This window comes from Thermaerobacter subterraneus DSM 13965, from assembly GCF_000183545.2.
GTDB classification, from domain to species: Bacteria; Bacillota; Sulfobacillia; order Thermaerobacterales; family Thermaerobacteraceae; genus Thermaerobacter; species Thermaerobacter subterraneus.
This window is the reverse complement of the sequence record NZ_JH976535.1, coordinates 1-14,739: the sequence shown is the minus strand read 5'-3', so window position 1 is coordinate 14,739 and position 14,739 is coordinate 1. Positions and strand designations below refer to the sequence as shown.

At 72.1% G+C, this 14,739-nt stretch carries 10 protein-coding genes, 2 tRNA genes and 2 rRNA genes; all 14 read left to right on the top strand.

Annotation, left to right across the window (positions count from 1 at the left end):
- Window positions 1-380: 380 nt before the first annotated feature.
- A complete protein-coding gene (locus THESUDRAFT_RS13630; RefSeq protein ID WP_242823319.1) occupies window positions 381-1,385 on the top strand; it encodes a M24 family metallopeptidase in 1,005 nt (334 codons plus the stop codon).
- Window positions 1,382-3,247: a histidine ammonia-lyase gene (gene hutH, locus THESUDRAFT_RS00065; RefSeq protein WP_006902657.1), complete on the top strand. Its 1,866-nt coding sequence runs from the start codon at window positions 1,382-1,384 to the stop codon at window positions 3,245-3,247. The genes THESUDRAFT_RS13630 and hutH overlap by 4 nt, the downstream gene beginning before the upstream one ends.
- Window positions 3,244-4,521, top strand: coding sequence for a dihydropteroate synthase (gene folP / locus THESUDRAFT_RS00060; protein WP_006902656.1), 1,278 nt, complete (start codon window positions 3,244-3,246; stop codon window positions 4,519-4,521). Before hutH ends, folP begins: the two co-directional genes overlap by 4 nt.
- Entirely contained in the window at window positions 4,496-5,065 is a 570-nt protein-coding gene (folK, locus tag THESUDRAFT_RS00055; protein WP_006902655.1) for a 2-amino-4-hydroxy-6-hydroxymethyldihydropteridine diphosphokinase, read from the top strand. The genes folP and folK overlap by 26 nt, the downstream gene beginning before the upstream one ends.
- Window positions 5,066-5,107: 42 nt before the next feature.
- On the top strand, window positions 5,108-6,322 hold the full coding sequence (locus tag THESUDRAFT_RS00050) for a P1 family peptidase (RefSeq protein ID WP_006902654.1): 1,215 nt from the start codon (window positions 5,108-5,110) through the stop codon (window positions 6,320-6,322).
- The gene (locus tag THESUDRAFT_RS00045; RefSeq protein ID WP_006902653.1) at window positions 6,270-7,094 is read left to right on the top strand and encodes a type III pantothenate kinase; all 825 of its coding nucleotides are present in this window, start codon (window positions 6,270-6,272) and stop codon (window positions 7,092-7,094) included. Before THESUDRAFT_RS00050 ends, THESUDRAFT_RS00045 begins: the two co-directional genes overlap by 53 nt.
- A 224-nt stretch (window positions 7,095-7,318) precedes the next feature.
- Complete coding sequence (locus tag THESUDRAFT_RS00040; protein WP_242823318.1) at window positions 7,319-7,738, top strand: bifunctional nuclease family protein; 420 nt, start codon at window positions 7,319-7,321, stop codon at window positions 7,736-7,738.
- Window positions 7,739-7,845: 107 nt separating this feature from the next.
- On the top strand, window positions 7,846-8,760 hold the full coding sequence (locus tag THESUDRAFT_RS00035; RefSeq protein ID WP_006902651.1) for a hypothetical protein: 915 nt from the start codon (window positions 7,846-7,848) through the stop codon (window positions 8,758-8,760).
- A gap of 401 nt (window positions 8,761-9,161) precedes the next feature.
- A complete protein-coding gene (greA, locus tag THESUDRAFT_RS00030) occupies window positions 9,162-9,641 on the top strand; it encodes a transcription elongation factor GreA (protein ID WP_006902650.1) in 480 nt (159 codons plus the stop codon).
- 213 nt (window positions 9,642-9,854) lie between these two features.
- The gene (gene lysS, locus THESUDRAFT_RS00025; RefSeq protein ID WP_006902649.1) at window positions 9,855-11,513 is read left to right on the top strand and encodes a lysine--tRNA ligase; all 1,659 of its coding nucleotides are present in this window, start codon (window positions 9,855-9,857) and stop codon (window positions 11,511-11,513) included.
- A 448-nt stretch (window positions 11,514-11,961) separates the two neighbouring features.
- A 16S ribosomal RNA gene (locus THESUDRAFT_RS00020) occupies window positions 11,962-13,519 on the top strand.
- Window positions 13,520-13,679: 160 nt separating this feature from the next.
- Window positions 13,680-13,753: transfer RNA gene (locus THESUDRAFT_RS00015), tRNA-Ile, on the top strand.
- Window positions 13,754-13,777: 24 nt separating this feature from the next.
- Window positions 13,778-13,850 (top strand) — tRNA-Ala (locus THESUDRAFT_RS00010).
- Between the two features lie 173 nt (window positions 13,851-14,023).
- Window positions 14,024-14,739: ribosomal RNA gene (locus THESUDRAFT_RS00005) — 23S ribosomal RNA — on the top strand; the annotation flags it as partial.

Genomic DNA, 14,739 nt, shown 5'->3' with positions numbered 1-14,739 from the left:
GGCCCTGGCCGTGGTACCGCGGCGCGGCGAGCCCGCCTTCGCCGTGCCCCTGCTGGAGGCCGGGCGGGTGGCGGAGGCGCCCCTGGTGCGGGCCCTGGCGGCAGGAGGGCCTGGGGAACCCCGGGCGCCGGCTGCGGGGTCCGGCGTCGGTGGGGCTGCGCGCGGCGCCTCCGGCGTATCCCCCGCGGCCCGGCCCGCCCCGGTTGACCCGGCCACCCCGGCTGCTGCGGCCGCCCCGGCCGAAGGCCCCGCCCCCACCGGGGCCGGGGCCTTCGGCCGGGTGTGCCCGTACGCCGACGGAGCCGATCCCGCCCCCGCGGTCGCCAGGGCCGTCGCCCTGGCGACCGCGGGGGCTGGGCGGGCCGGTGCGGGTGGCGGCCATGGAGGAGCAGGTCGCCCGGCTGTTCGAGTGGCGGGCCGCGGCGGCGGCGCTGCCGGGGGTGTCCTGGCAGCCGGCCGACCCGGTGCTGGGCGCCCTGCGGGCCCGCAAGGACGCCGCGGAGGTGGCGGCCCTCCGCAAGGCGGCGGAGCTGGTGGAGACGGCCCTGGGCCACGGCATGGCCTTCATCCAGCCGGGGTACCGGGAGAGCCAGATTGCCCGGGAAATTGAAAAGGCCCTGCGGGAACTGGGTACCCGCAGTCCCTTCGGCATCCACGTAGCCTCCGGCCCCCGCTCCGCCGTGCCCCACGCCGAGACCGAAGACCGGGTCCTCCAGCCGGGGGACCTGGTCTGGGTCGACGTGGGGGCCGAGGTGGACGGCTATGCCGCCGACATCACCCGTACCTTCCTCCTGCCTGGGGGCGACCCCCATGGAGCGGCCCGGAAGGCCGAGATCTACCGCGTGGTCTACCTGGCCCAGGCGGCGGCCCGGGCCGCCGCCCGCCCGGGGGTGCGGGCGCAGGAGGTGGACGCCGCAGCCCGCCGGGTGATCGAGCAGGCCGGTTACGGGCCGTACTTCACCCACCGCACCGGCCACGGCCTGGGGCTCGACGTCCACGAGGCGCCCAACATCGCCCCCGGCGACGAGACCGTCCTGGAACCCGGCATGGTCTTCACGGTGGAGCCGGGCATCTACCTGCCCGGCCTGGGTGGCGTTCGCATCGAAGACGACCTGCTGATCACCGAGGAGGGGGCGGTCAGCTTGACCCGCTCCCGGCGCTGGCTGGCGCCGGGCCCCGAACCCGCCCTGCCGGTGGCCGGCCCTGAACCCGCCCCGCCGGCGCCCGCTCGCGCACCCGCCCCGCCGCGGGCGGCGGCCCCCGATCCGGCGGCCGCACAGCCGCCGGCGGAGGACGTTTCGGGGTCCCAGCCGGCTGTCCCGCCCGGGGGAACGGCCCGGCCACCGGCGGGGCCGTCCCCGCGGCCGGAGGAGGGCGGCCGGTGACGGGCACCTCCGACCGGCGGGCCCTGGTCCTGGACGGCTGCAGCCTGACCCTGGCCGCCATCGCCCAGGTGGCCCGGGAAAGCCGTCCCGTCGCCCTCGACCCGGCGGCCCGGCAGCGCATGGAGGCCAGCCGGCGGCGGGTGGAGGCGGCCGTGGCCCGGGGGGAGATCCTCTACGGGATCACCACCGGCTTCGGCAAGCTGGCGGACGTGGCGATCCCTCCCGCCCAGGCGCGCCAGCTGCAGGAAAACCTTCTGCGCAGCCACGCCGCGGGGGTGGGTGAACCCCTGCCCACGCCGGTGGTCCGGGCCATGATGCTGCTGCGGGCCAACGCCCTGGCCCGCGGCTTCTCGGGGGTCCGGCCGGAAGTGGTGGAGCGGCTGCTGGACCTGCTCAACCACCGGATCCACCCCGTGGTGCCCTCAAGGGGTTCCCTGGGCGCCAGCGGCGACCTGGCTCCCCTGGCCCACCTGGCCCTGGTGCTCATCGGACGCGGCGCCGCCGAGGTCGACGGCCAGGTTCTTCCCGGCGCACGCGCCCTTGCCCGCCGGGGCCTGGAGCCGCTGGCGCTGGAGGCCAAAGAAGGGCTGGCGCTGATCAACGGGACCCAGGCCATGACCGCTCTGGGCTGCCTGGCGGTGGAGGAAGGGCTCTACCTGGCTGCCGTGGCCGACGCGGCCGGGGCGCTGACCCTGCAGGCCCTGCGCGGCATCCCTGCCGCCTTCGACCCCCGGATCCACGCCCTGCGGCCCCACCCGGGCCAGCAGGCGGCCGCCGCCCACCTGCGCCGGCTTCTGGCGGGCAGCCGCCTGGTCACCGAGCCCGGCCAGCTGCGGGTCCAGGACGCCTACAGCCTGCGCTGCATGCCCCAGGTGCACGGGGCGGTGCGGGATGCGCTGGCCCATGCCACCCGGGTGCTGGCCGTCGAGGCCAACAGCGTGACCGACAACCCCCTGATCTTTCCCGACGAACCCGGCCCGGGGGACGAGCCCGGCGGCGCGGCCGGCGTCTTCGCCCCCCGCGCTGCCGCCGCCGGCGGGGCCGCCCCGGGTACGTCCAGCGCCGGCAACGCCAGCGGCGCCCGTGGCGCGACGGGGGACGTCCTCTCCGGCGGCAACTTCCACGGCGAGCCCGTGGCCCTGGTGCTGGACTACGCCGCCATGGCCCTGGCCGAGCTGGCCGGCATCGCCGAGCGCCGCGTCGAGCGGCTGGTCAACCCCCAGCTGAGCGGCCTGCCGGCCTTCCTGACCCGCCACGGCGGGCTCAACTCCGGCCTCATGCTGGCCCAGTACACCGCCGCGGCCCTGGTGTCCGAGAACAAGACGCTCGCCGTGCCGGCCAGCGTCGATTCCATCCCTTCCTCGGCCAACCAGGAGGACCACGTGTCCATGGGCATGACCGCCGCCCTGAAGCTCTGGCGGGTGGTCGAGCACACGCGCCAGGTGCTGGCCATCGAGCTTTTGTGTGCCGCCCAGGCCCTGGACCTGGTGGGGCCGGCCGGGCTGTCGCCGGCGACGCAAGCCGTCTATGAGGCGGTGCGGGCGGTGGTGCCGCCCCTGGACGGCGACCGGGAGCTGGCGCCCGACATGGCCGCAGTCGCGGCGCTCCTGGCCCGGCGGCAGCTGCCCCTGCCCGCCGCCGGGGACCTCCCTGCTAGGAGGGATGGGACCGCGGCCGGGGACCTCACCACGGAGGGAGGCCCGGCCGCCGCCGGAGACCCCCCCGCTGGCGAGGACCCGCCCGCCCCCGGACCCCTTACCACCACGGGAGAACGCCCGATCCCCGGGGGACCCGGCGATGGGGGCGGCGGCGTGCAAGCGGGCCGGCCGGGCGCCGGCCCGGAGGAGGTGGAACCGCGGTGAGCCGGTCGTGGCAAGTGATCCCCGGGGGGCTGGCCTGGGGCGACCGCCGGTTCGTCTGGGGCAGCCGGACCTACGTGATGGGAATCCTCAACGTGACGCCCGATTCGTTCTCGGACGGCGGCCGTTACCTGGACCCGGCAGCGGCGGAGGAGCATGCCCTGGCCATGGCGGAGGCCGGCGCGGACATCATCGACATCGGGGCCGAATCCACCCGGCCCGGGGCGGTGCCCGTGCCGGCGGACGAGGAGCGGCGCCGCCTGCTGCCCGTGATCCGGCGCCTGGCGCCCCGGCTGGACGTGCCCATCTCCGTCGATACGTACAAGGCGGAGGTGGCGCGGGCCGCCCTGGAGGAAGGGGCGGCGATGATCAACGACGTGGGCGGCCTGCACCGCGACCCCGCCATGGCTCAGGTGGCGGCCGCCTACCGGGTGCCCGTGGTGGCCATGCACGCCCGGCCCCACGGAGATACGGCCTATGTGGACTTCTGGGGCGAGGTGCTGGGCTTCTTACGGGCGGCCGTCGACCGGGCCACGGCCGCCGGCCTGCCGCGGGAGATGGTCATCGTCGACCCGGGCTTCGGCTTCGGCAAGACCCCCGAGCAGAACCTGGACCTGGTGCGGCAGCTGCCCCGGCTACAGGTTCTGGGTGCGCCCGTGTTGCTGGGGACCTCCCGCAAGAGCACCATCGGCCGGGTGCTGGACCTGCCCGTCGACCAGCGGCTGGAAGGGACGGCGGCCACCGTGGCCCTGGCCGTGGCCCGCGGGGTCGACCTGGTCCGCGTTCACGACGTGGTGCCCATGGTGCGCCTGGTGCGCATGGCCGATGCGGTGGTCCGCCACCCCCACTGGGACGAACCGGCCCCCGCAGCGCCCGGCGGGGCTCCGGCGGTCCGCGGCGCCGGTGTGATCCAGCTGCGGGGCCTGCGCTTTGTGGCCTGCCACGGCGTGCTGCCCGAGGAGCACACCACCCCCCAGCCCTTCCTGGTGGACGTGGACCTGGGCGTCGACGTGACCGCGGCCGCGGCCCGGGACGACCTGTCCTTCACCATCGATTACGCCGAGGTCCACCGCAGGGTGGCGCGGATCCTGGAGGGTCCCCACCGCCGGCTGATCGAAACCCTGGCCTGCGCCGTCGCCGACGATCTCCTGGCCGCCTTTCCTGTCGGCTGGGTGCGGGTCCGTGTGGCCAAGCCGGAGGCGCCGCTGCCCGGCCCCTCCCAGGGCGCGGCGGTGGAGGTGTGGCGGGGCCGTGAGCCGCGTTCGTCCTGGATCTGACGAGCCGGCGCCCGTGCGGGCCTACCTGGGTCTGGGCGCCAACCTGGGGCGGCCCCGGGAGCAGCTGCGGTGGGCGGTGGCGGCCCTCGCGCAAGAGCCGGGCATCACCGTCACCGGGGTGGCATCCCTGTACGGCTCCCGGCCCGTAGGTGTCACCGACCAGCCCGACTTCCTCAACACGGTGGTGGCCGTGGACACCACCCTGCCGCCCGGGCAGCTGCTGGACCGGATGCTGGAGCTGGAGCGCCGGGCAGGCCGGGTCCGGCTGCGGCGCTGGGGGCCCCGCACCCTGGACATCGACCTTCTGTGGTACGGCGGCAGGGTGATCCACGATCCGCCGCGCCTGATCGTTCCCCACCCCCGGGCGGCCGAGCGGGCCTTCGTCCTGATCCCGTGGGCCGAGCTGGCACCGGGGACGGTGGTGCCGGGCCACGGCAGGGTGGCCGACCTGTGCGCGGCCGCCGATCCTTCCGGGGTCTGGCTGGAAGAACCGGCCCCCGCCTGGTGGCAGCGACAGGAATCGCCGCCCACGAGCGGCGAATAGCCTGCCTGGCCGCCACCTGCGCGGGGGAAGGGGGCGAGGGGCGTGACGGCGGAGCGGACACCTGATGGCGGCCGGGAACCCGGCGGTTCCGGCCGCCCGCCGGGCCAGGAGGCCGGTGCCCCGGCGGCCGGGGCAGCCAGCTCCCCGGCGGGCGGGGAGGCCGGTTCGACCGGAACGGGCCGGGATGCGGGCGCAGGGGACGGTACCCTGACGCGGGTCGAAGGGCTGTGGGTCGGCCATGCCAGTGATCCGGAGGGGCTGACGGGCTGCACGGTGATCCTCTGCCCCGAGGGAGCCGCCTGCGCTGCCGACGTGCGCGGCGGGGCGCCCGGCACGCGGGAGACCGACCTGCTGGGTCCGGGCCGGCTGGTGCAACAGGTGCACGGGATCTGCCTGGCGGGGGGCAGCGCCTTCGGGCTGGCGGCGGCCCAGGGCGTCATGGCCTGGCTGGAAGAACGCGGCTACGGCTTCGACACCGGGGTGGCCCGCGTGCCCATCGTCCCGGCGGCCATCCTCTTCGACCTGGCGGTGGGCGATCCCCGGGCGCGGCCCGACGCCGCCATGGGCTACGCCGCCTGCCAGGCGGCCAGCCGGGAGCCGGTGCAGGAGGGCAGCGTGGGCGCCGGGACCGGGGCAGTCATCGGCATGGTGATGGGCCCCCAGGGGGCACGCAAGGGTGGCGTCGGCTCCGCCGCCCGGTTCCTCCCCGCTGGTTGGACCGTGGGGGCCCTGGTCGTGCTAAATTGTTACGGAGGCGTGCGGGATCCCGCATCGGGACGCTGGCTGGTGGGCCCGCCGCCGGTGGTGTCGGCCCCGTCCTGGCCGGGGGCGGCGGAAGGCGGGCCGGGCATGTCCCACACCTCCCTGGTGGTGGTGGCGACGGACGCGCCCCTGGCCCGGGACGATCTCTACCGCGTCGCCCAGGTGGCCCAGACCGGCCTGGCGCGGGTGATCGACCCCGTGCACACCTGGGTCGACGGCGACGTGGTGTTCGCCCTGTCCACCGCGCGGCACCGCCAGGTGCCCGACATGGCGGGCCGCATGGCCCTGGCCGTGGCCGCCGCCCAGGTCACTGCGGAGGCGGCGCTGCGGGCTGCCCTGCGGGCGACGCCCCTGGGCGGGATTCCCGCGGTGGACGCGGCGGGGCGGCCCGACCCTGGCCGCTCAGCCGGCCCGGGGCGCCGTGCAGGAGGCGATGCCGGCGGTGCTGCTGGCCATCGACATCGGCAACACCCATACCAAGCTGAGCCTTTATGACGATCGCCAGCAGCTGGCCGGGTGGCGCCTGGCGACCAACGGCGAGCGGACCGCGGACGAGTTTGCCGTCACCCTAGCGGCCCTGATGCGGTCCCGGGGGCTCGAGCCGGCCCGGATCACCGCCGTGGCCATCTGCTCGGTGGTGCCGCCGGCCCTGGTGCCGGTGGTGACCATGGTGCGGCGCGACCTGGGCCTGGAGCCGCTGGTGCTGGGGCCGGAAACGGACACGGGCATGCCCGTGGCCTACGAAAACCCGCGGGAGCTGGGCGCGGACCGCATCGCCAACGCGGTGGCCGCGCGTGCGGAGTACGGGGCGCCGGTCATCGTGGTCGACCTGGGAACCGCCACCAAATGGGAGGTGGTGTCCCCCGAAGGGGTCTACCTGGGGGGCGCCATCGCGCCGGGAGTGGCCATTTCCCTGGATGCCCTCTTCGGGCGGGCCGCGCGGCTTTCCCGCATCGAGCTGGCCCGGCCCCGGCGGGCCATCGGGCGGAGCACGGTGGAGGCCCTGCGGGCCGGGGTGCTGTACGGGTATGCGGGCCAGATCGACGCCGTGGTCGACCGGATCCAGTCCGAACTGGGGTGTCCGGCCCCCGTGGTGGCCACGGGGGGGCTGGCGGGACTGATCGCCCCCGAGTCCCGGCGCATCCAGCATGTGGACCCGCACCTCACCCTGAAGGGACTGCGCTGGATCTACCAGCGCCAGCGGGAACGCGCCCGGCGGGTGCAGGATCCCGGGGCGGGCGGCGGGGCGGGACGAGGGGCCGGATGAGGGGCCGCCGGGATGAAGGGGCGCGCCGGCAGGGCCTTGCCAGGCTACGCATAAACTGGCTAAAGGAATCAACCGGAAGGGATCGAAACTCTGTCGTTACACGTGGCGCCGGAGGCCGCCGGGTCATGGCGGCCGGGCCGGTGCCGTGGTCCCGCCGGGCCGGCGACGGCCGGGCGGGTGCCGGCCGCGGGGCCGGCCGAGAGGGGGAACGGGCCTTGGTCGAGATGAAGGTCCTCAGCGTGGGGATGGTCCAGGGTTCGGACGGCAACGTGGTCGTGCTCAAGGAAGCCGACGGGGACCGCCTGCTGGTCATCGCCGTGGGCCTGGCCGAGGCCAGTGCGATCGCGTTGCAACTGCAGGGTATGCAGCCTCCCCGGCCCCTCACCCACGATCTGATCGTCAACCTGGTCCGGCGGATGCAGGGCGAGATCGTCCGGGTCGTGGTCCACGACCTGCGGGACGAGACCTTCATCGGGCAGATCGACATCCAGACGGAGCACGGCATCATGGAGGTCGACGCCCGTCCCAGCGATGCCATCGCCGTTGCCCTGCGGGCTGACGCACCCATCTACGTGGCGGAGCCGGTCCTGGAGATGGCTGCGGTGCGCAGCGACATCCTCTCCGGCGACTCGTCCGAAGAATAACTCAGGGAGGAACCGGCCGGGGTGGGAGGCGAAGGGGGGATCGGATCCCTGCCGGGCGCCGTGCCCACCCGGCCTGGGGGGCCGCCGGGCGACGGGAGGCATTGATTTTGAAGCGGATCGTCAGCGTCAGCCTGGGCTCGTCCCGGCGCGATCACAAGGTGCGCCTGGAGCTCCTGGGCGAGACCCTGGAGATCCAGCGGATCGGCACCGACGGCGACATCCGCAAGGCGGTGGAGCTGATCCGCCAGCTGGACGGCCAGGTCGATGCCTTCGGCATGGGGGGCACCGACCTCTTCCTCGTTGCGGGGCGCCGCCGGTACGTGCTGCGCGCCTCCCTGCCGCTGGCGCGGGCGGCGCGGAAGACCCCCATCGTGGACGGCAGCGGCCTGAAGAACACCCTGGAACGGCGGGTGGTGCGCCAGCTGGCCCGCGAAGGGGTCATCGACTTTCCCCGTTCCCGCGTCCTGGTGACCGTGGCCGTCGACCGCTTCGGGATGGCGGAAGCCCTGGCCGAAACCGGTTGCCAGCTGATCCTGGGCGACCTCATCTTCGCCCTGGGCATCCCCGTCCCCCTGCGCAGCCTCGACGCCCTGGAGCGCCTCGCGCGGGTCATCGCGCCCATCGCCACCAGGCTGCCGCTGAGTGTCCTCTACCCCACGGGCGAGAAGCAGGAGCAGACGGTACCAAAGCATGGCAAGTTCTTCGCCTGGGCCGACGTCATCGCCGGGGACTGGCACTACATCCGGCGCCACATGCCCTCCGCCCTGCCCGGCAAGGTCATCCTGACCAATACGGTAACGCCCGAAGACGTGGCCTTGCTGCGGCAACGGGGGGTGCGGATGCTGGTCACCACCACGCCCGAGCTGGAAGGCCGGTCCTTCGGCACCAACGTGATGGAGGCGGTGCTGGTGGCCCTTTCAGGCCGCCGTCCGGACGAACTCGGCCCGGCCGATTACGAGCGGATGCTGGATGCGCTGAACTTCCGCCCGCGCATCGAACAGCTTCAGGCGAGCCCGGCCTAGGGGGTGGCCGGGCAAGGCCCTGGACGGTGAGGCCGGCGGGTGCCGGCCCAGGGACGGTTCCCGGGCCGTGGCGGTGCCCGGGCCGCCCGGCCGGATGGCCGGAAGGCCGGGGGTGACAGGGGCATGCAAGCCCCCGGCGGTTGCGGGGTACCCTGCATCCCGGTGCCCGGAGGCGGCCGCCTTCGGCCCGGTTGCCGCGGCGGCGGGGAGGATGCCTCGGCCGGGACGCGCAACGAGCGGAGGGATGGACCGGTCCCGGCGGCATGGTTTGACAGTCACGGGGTGGCCACATATAATACAACACCGCTCGCCAGCTGGATCCCGGTCCCTGCCGGGACGGGGTTCCTGCCGGGGGGCGGTCGCCTTGGAAGGGCCGGCTTGGAAGGAGCGAATGGGGGACGATGGATAAGGAGCTGCTGCTCTCGGCGGAAGGCCTGCGCAAGCTGGAGGAAGAACTCCAGTACCTGAAGTCGGTCAAGCGCCGCGAGGTGGCGCAGCGCATCAAGCAGGCCCGCGAGTTCGGGGATATTTCCGAGAATTCGGAGTACGAGGAAGCCAAGAACGAACAGGCCTTTGTGGAAGGGCGCATCATCGAGCTGGAGAAGATGCTGCGCAACGCGCGCATCGTCAACGACGACGAGATCGACCCGACCAAGGTCAACATCGGGTCCACCGTTTACCTCAAGGACGTGGACACCGGCGAGGAAGTGCAGTACACCATCGTCGGGTCCAACGAGGCCGATCCCGCCGCCCTGCGCATCTCCTACCAGTCGCCCGTGGGCAAGGCGCTGTTTGGCCACTCCGTGGGCGACGTGGTGGAGGTGAAGGTTCCGGCGGGCACCTTGCGTTACGAGATCGTCCGCATCGAGAGGGCCGGGTAGGGCGGACCCCGGGCAGGGAACGTACGGGCCGGGGGCCGGCCGTCGATGGGCCCGGCGACTCGCGCAGGCTCGGGCGGCCGGCGTCCATCCGCCCCACGGCCCCCGGCAAGGTGCACGGCGGGGATCCGCCAGCAGGATGCCGACGGTTGTCATGCTTCGCGCCGGTCCTGGCAGGACTGGCGCCATTTGTATTCGGCTCGGGAGGGACAGGCCGTGGTCGATGAGGGCGTGACGGGCCCCGTCGCGGGTGCCGGAGGGGCCGGCTTGCGGGGCGTGGACGGCCGGGGTGCAGAGGCCGGGCCTCCGCCGGCCCAGGGCGCGGCGAGCAGTACGGAGGCGGTCTCCGGTGCGAACGGGGCTGCCGGCCGGGAGGTACCGTCCGGCGCGGACGCAACGGGTGGAACCGGCGAGGGTGCCCGCCTGCAGGAGGTGCTGCGCGCCCGCCGCGCCAAGCTGGAGTTCTGGCGGCAGCGGGGCGTCGATCCCTTCGGCCGGCGCTATGACGTGACCCACCACGCCCGCGAGATCGTCGACCGGTTCGCCGAACTGGAGGGGCACCCGGTTCGGGTGGCCGGGCGCCTCATGGCCCTGCGCCGGCACGGCCGGGCCGCCTTTGCGGACCTGCAGGATGCCAGCGGCCGGATTCAGCTGCTGGCCCGGGTGGGGCCGCTGGCCGAGGACACCTATTCAGCCTTCCTGGAACTGGACCGGGGTGACTGGGTCGGGGCGGAGGGGACGGTAATTCGCACCCGCCGCGGCGAGATCAGCGTCGAGGTCACCGGGTTCGTCCTGCTGGGCAAGTCCCTTTATCCCCTGCCGGAAAAGTGGCACGGCCTGCAGAACGTCGATCTGCGTTACCGCCAGCGGTATGTGGATCTCATCGTGAACCCCCAGGTGCTGGAGACCTTCAGGCTGCGCTCGCGCATCATCCGGGAGATCCGTGCCTTTCTGGACCAGCGGGGGTTTTACGAGGTGGAGACGCCCGTGCTGCACCTCATCTATGGCGGTGCCGCGGCGCGCCCCTTCGTCACCCACCACAACGCGCTGGACCTGGACCTCTACCTGCGCATCGCCCTGGAGCTGCACCTCAAGCGGCTGATCGTCGGGGGCATGGAACGGGTCTACGAGATCGGCCGGGTCTTCCGGAATGAAGGCATCTCGACCCGGCACAACCCCGAGTTCACCATGCTGGAGCTGTATCAGGCCTTCAGCGACTACGAGGGCATGATGGAGCTGACGGAACAGCTGGTGAGCCATGTGGCCCAGGCCGTGCACGGGTCGCCTGTGGTGCACTACCAGGGCCAGGCCATCGACTTCACACCGCCCTGGCGCCGACTGTCCTTCGCCGAGGCCCTGGAGAGCATGGCGGGCGTGCGCCTGGAGGACGTGCTGACCGACGAGGGTGCCCGGCGCGTTGCCCGCGAGCGCGCGCTGGAGCTGACCAGGGACCCGACACCCGCGGCGGTCCTGGATGAGCTGGTGGACGTGTACGTCCAGCCCCGGCTGGTCCAGCCCACCTTCCTCTACGACTATCCGGTGGTCCTGTCGCCCCTGGCGCGCCGCATACCCGACCGTCCCCATCTGACCTACCGTTTCGAGGCCATGGTGGCGGGGATGGAGATCGCCAACGCCTTCAGCGAGCTCAACGACCCCGACGACCAGCGGCAGCGGTTCGAAGAGCAGCTGGCGGCCCGGGCGCGGGGTGACGAGGAAGCCCATCAGATGGATGAGGACTACATCCACGCGCTGGAGATCGGCCTGCCCGCCACGGGCGGCCTGGGCATCGGCATCGACCGGCTGGTGATGCTGCTGACCGACAACCCGTCGATCCGCGACGTCATCCTGTTCCCGCTGATGCGTCCCCGGGATTAGGCCCGTTCCTTGCCGGCTCCCGGGTGGCTTGACGCGCCGCCGGACCGGCGTTATACTCACCGTTGCCGGTCGGGCGGCGCGCGACGCGCCCGCGCCGCCGGCGCCCGGCTCGAAGGGCGGGGCGCCAGGCGGCGGCAGCCGGGCCGCGTACGCCAGGGAGCGTGCGGCCGGGTTGCACCGATGCGGCGGCCGTGGCCGGAAACGGCAGCGGCAGGGGCTTGACGGCCCCGAAGGAGCCTGATAAATTTCAAACCTGCCGGTGCGACACCGGCGGCGCCGCAACCGGCGGCGCAACCTGGTCCTTGAAAACGGAGCAGCGCGTGGAGAGGCAGGCCTTGCGAGCCTGGTGGTCACCGTGCCGCTGCGCGGTTGCGCGGGGGTGGCGGTGGCCGGGCAACGCGAAAAGAGCGCGAGCCGCGAGAGGACTCTCTTGCGGGAAGGGAACTTTCCGGAGGAGAGTTTGATCCTGGCTCAGGACGAACGCTGGCGGCGTGCATAAGACATGCAAGTCGAGCGGGGGGACTGGGGAGCTTGCTCTCCGGTCTCCTAGCGGCGGACGGGTGAGTAACACGTGGGCAACCTGCCCGGCAGTGGGGGATAACCCTGGGAAACTGGGGCTAATACCGCATACGGTCCGCGCTCCGCATGGGGTGTGGAAGAAAGGCCGTCGTGAGGCGGTCGCTGCCGGAGGGGCCCGCGGCCCATCAGCTGGTTGGTGGGGTAACGGCCCACCAAGGCGACGACGGGTAGCCGGCCTGAGAGGGTGGCCGGCCACACTGGGACTGAGACACGGCCCAGACTCCTACGGGAGGCAGCAGTCGGGAATCTTGCGCAATGGGCGAAAGCCTGACGCAGCGACGCCGCGTGGGGGAGGAAGCCCTTCGGGGTGTAAACCCCTGTCGTCCGGGACGAAGGTGAGGGGCTGAAAGGCCTCTTGCTGACGGTACCGGAGGAGGAAGCCCCGGCTAACTACGTGCCAGCAGCCGCGGTAAGACGTAGGGGGCGAGCGTTGTCCGGAATCACTGGGCGTAAAGGGCGCGTAGGCGGCCTGGCAAGTCGGATGTGAAAGGTCCCGGCTCAACCGGGGAGGTGCATTCGAAACTGCCGGGCTTGAGGGCAGGAGAGGGCAGCGGAATTCCCGGTGGAGCGGTGAAATGCGTAGAGATCGGGAGGAACACCAGTGGCGAAGGCGGCTGCCTGGCCTGGCCCTGACGCTGAGGCGCGACAGCGTGGGAGCGAACGGGATTAGATACCCCGGTAGTCCACGCCGTAAACGATGGGTGCTAGGTGTGGGAGGTATCGACCCCTTCCGTGCCGGAGCTAACGCACTAAGCACCCCGCCTGGGGAGTACGGCCGCAAGGCTGAAACTCAAAGGAATTGACGGGGGCCCGCACAAGCGGTGGAGCATGTGGTTTAATTCGAAGCAACGCGAAGAACCTTACCTGGGCTTGACATCACCGCGAACCTGGCCGAAAGGCCGGGGTGCCCTTCGGGGAGCGCGGTGACAGGTGCTGCATGGTTGTCGTCAGCTCGTGTCGTGAGATGTTGGGTTAAGTCCCGCAACGAGCGCAACCCCCGCCCTGTGTTGCCAGCGGCTTGGCCGGGCACTCACAGGGGACTGCCGGTGACAAACCGGAGGAAGGTGGGGATGACGTCAAATCATCATGGCCCTTATGCCCAGGGCTACACACGTGCTACAATGGCCGGTACAACGGGTTGCGAACCCGCGAGGGGGAGCCAATCCCTAAAAGCCGGTCCCAGTTCGGATCGCAGGCTGCAACTCGCCTGCGTGAAGCCGGAATCGCTAGTAATCGCGGATCAGAATGCCGCGGTGAATACGTTCCCGGGCCTTGTACACACCGCCCGTCACACCACGGGAGCTGGCAACACCCGAAGCCGGTGGCCCAACCCGAAAGGGAGGGAGCCGTCGAAGGTGGGGCCGGTGACTGGGGTGAAGTCGTAACAAGGTAGCCCTACGGGAACGTGGGGCTGGATCACCTCCTTTCTAAGGAGTGCCCGCCGGTGCACCGCACCGGCCCACTCCAGGTCGATCCTGCCTCGACGAAGCGCGCTGCTCGGTTTTCAAGGACCGGGTCGCCCGGTGCGGGGCCGGTGGTTGGCCGGCGGGGCGACCGGTGCTATAATAAAAGCCCGGTCACGGGCGTGGGGATATAGCTCAGGTGGTCAGAGCGCACCCCTGATAAGGGTGAGGTCGGTAGTTCGAATCTACCTATCCCCACCGTCCCTTTGAGCCCTTTTATGTGGGGACGTAGCTTAGCTGGGAGAGCGCCGGCTTTGCAAGCCGGAGGTCGGCGGTTCGAATCCGCTCGTCTCCACATAAACCAGGAGCCGCCCCCTCGGGGGCGGTTCTTTGGGCCGAGGGTTTTGCACCTTGACAGCGGCATAGGGGAAGCAGGAGAGCGTGACGCGGGAAGCCGGTGTGCGCGCCTTGTGCGCAGCACCCGCGGGGCAGCGGTTGGCGCTGCGGCGGGTGGGTGGCGTGCGAGGGCGAGAAGGTAGGAAGGGCACACGGTGGATGCCTCGGCGCGAAGGGCCGATGAAGGGCGTGGTAAGCTGCGAAAAGCCTCGGGGAGCCGCAAGCAGGCGTTGATCCGGGGATGCCCGAATGGGGAAACCCGGCGGGGGGAATGCCCCGTCATCCCGGACTGAATCCATAGGTTCGGGAGGGGAACCGCGGGAACTGAAACATCTCAGTACCGCGAGGAAAAGAAATCAACCGAGATTCCCCGAGTAGCGGCGAGCGAAAGGGGAGGAGCCCAAACCCGGGCGGTGGAGAAGGCTGCCACCGTTGCCGTCCGGGGGTTGCGGGGCGCAGGAGCGGAGCTTGGCAGGGCTCCGGCGGAGTGAGCAAGCCGTCCGCTAGCCGAAGCGGTCTGGAAAGGCCGGCCAGAGAGGGTAACAGCCCCGTAGGCGAAAGCGGAAGGCCTCCGTTGCTGCGTTCCCGAGTACCACGGGGCACGTGGAACCCCGTGGGAAGCTGGGGGGGACCACCCTCCAAGGCTAAATACCCGAGCGACCGATAGTGCACCAGTACCGTGAGGGAAAGGTGAAAAGCACCCCGGGAGGGGAGTGAAAGAGAACCTGAAGCCGTGTGCCTACAGCCAGTCGGAGGGGCGCAAGCCCTGACGGCGTGCCTATTGAAGAATGAGCCGGCGAGTGACCGTCTGCAGCGAGGTTAAGGGCCGCAGGTCCGGAGCCGCAGGG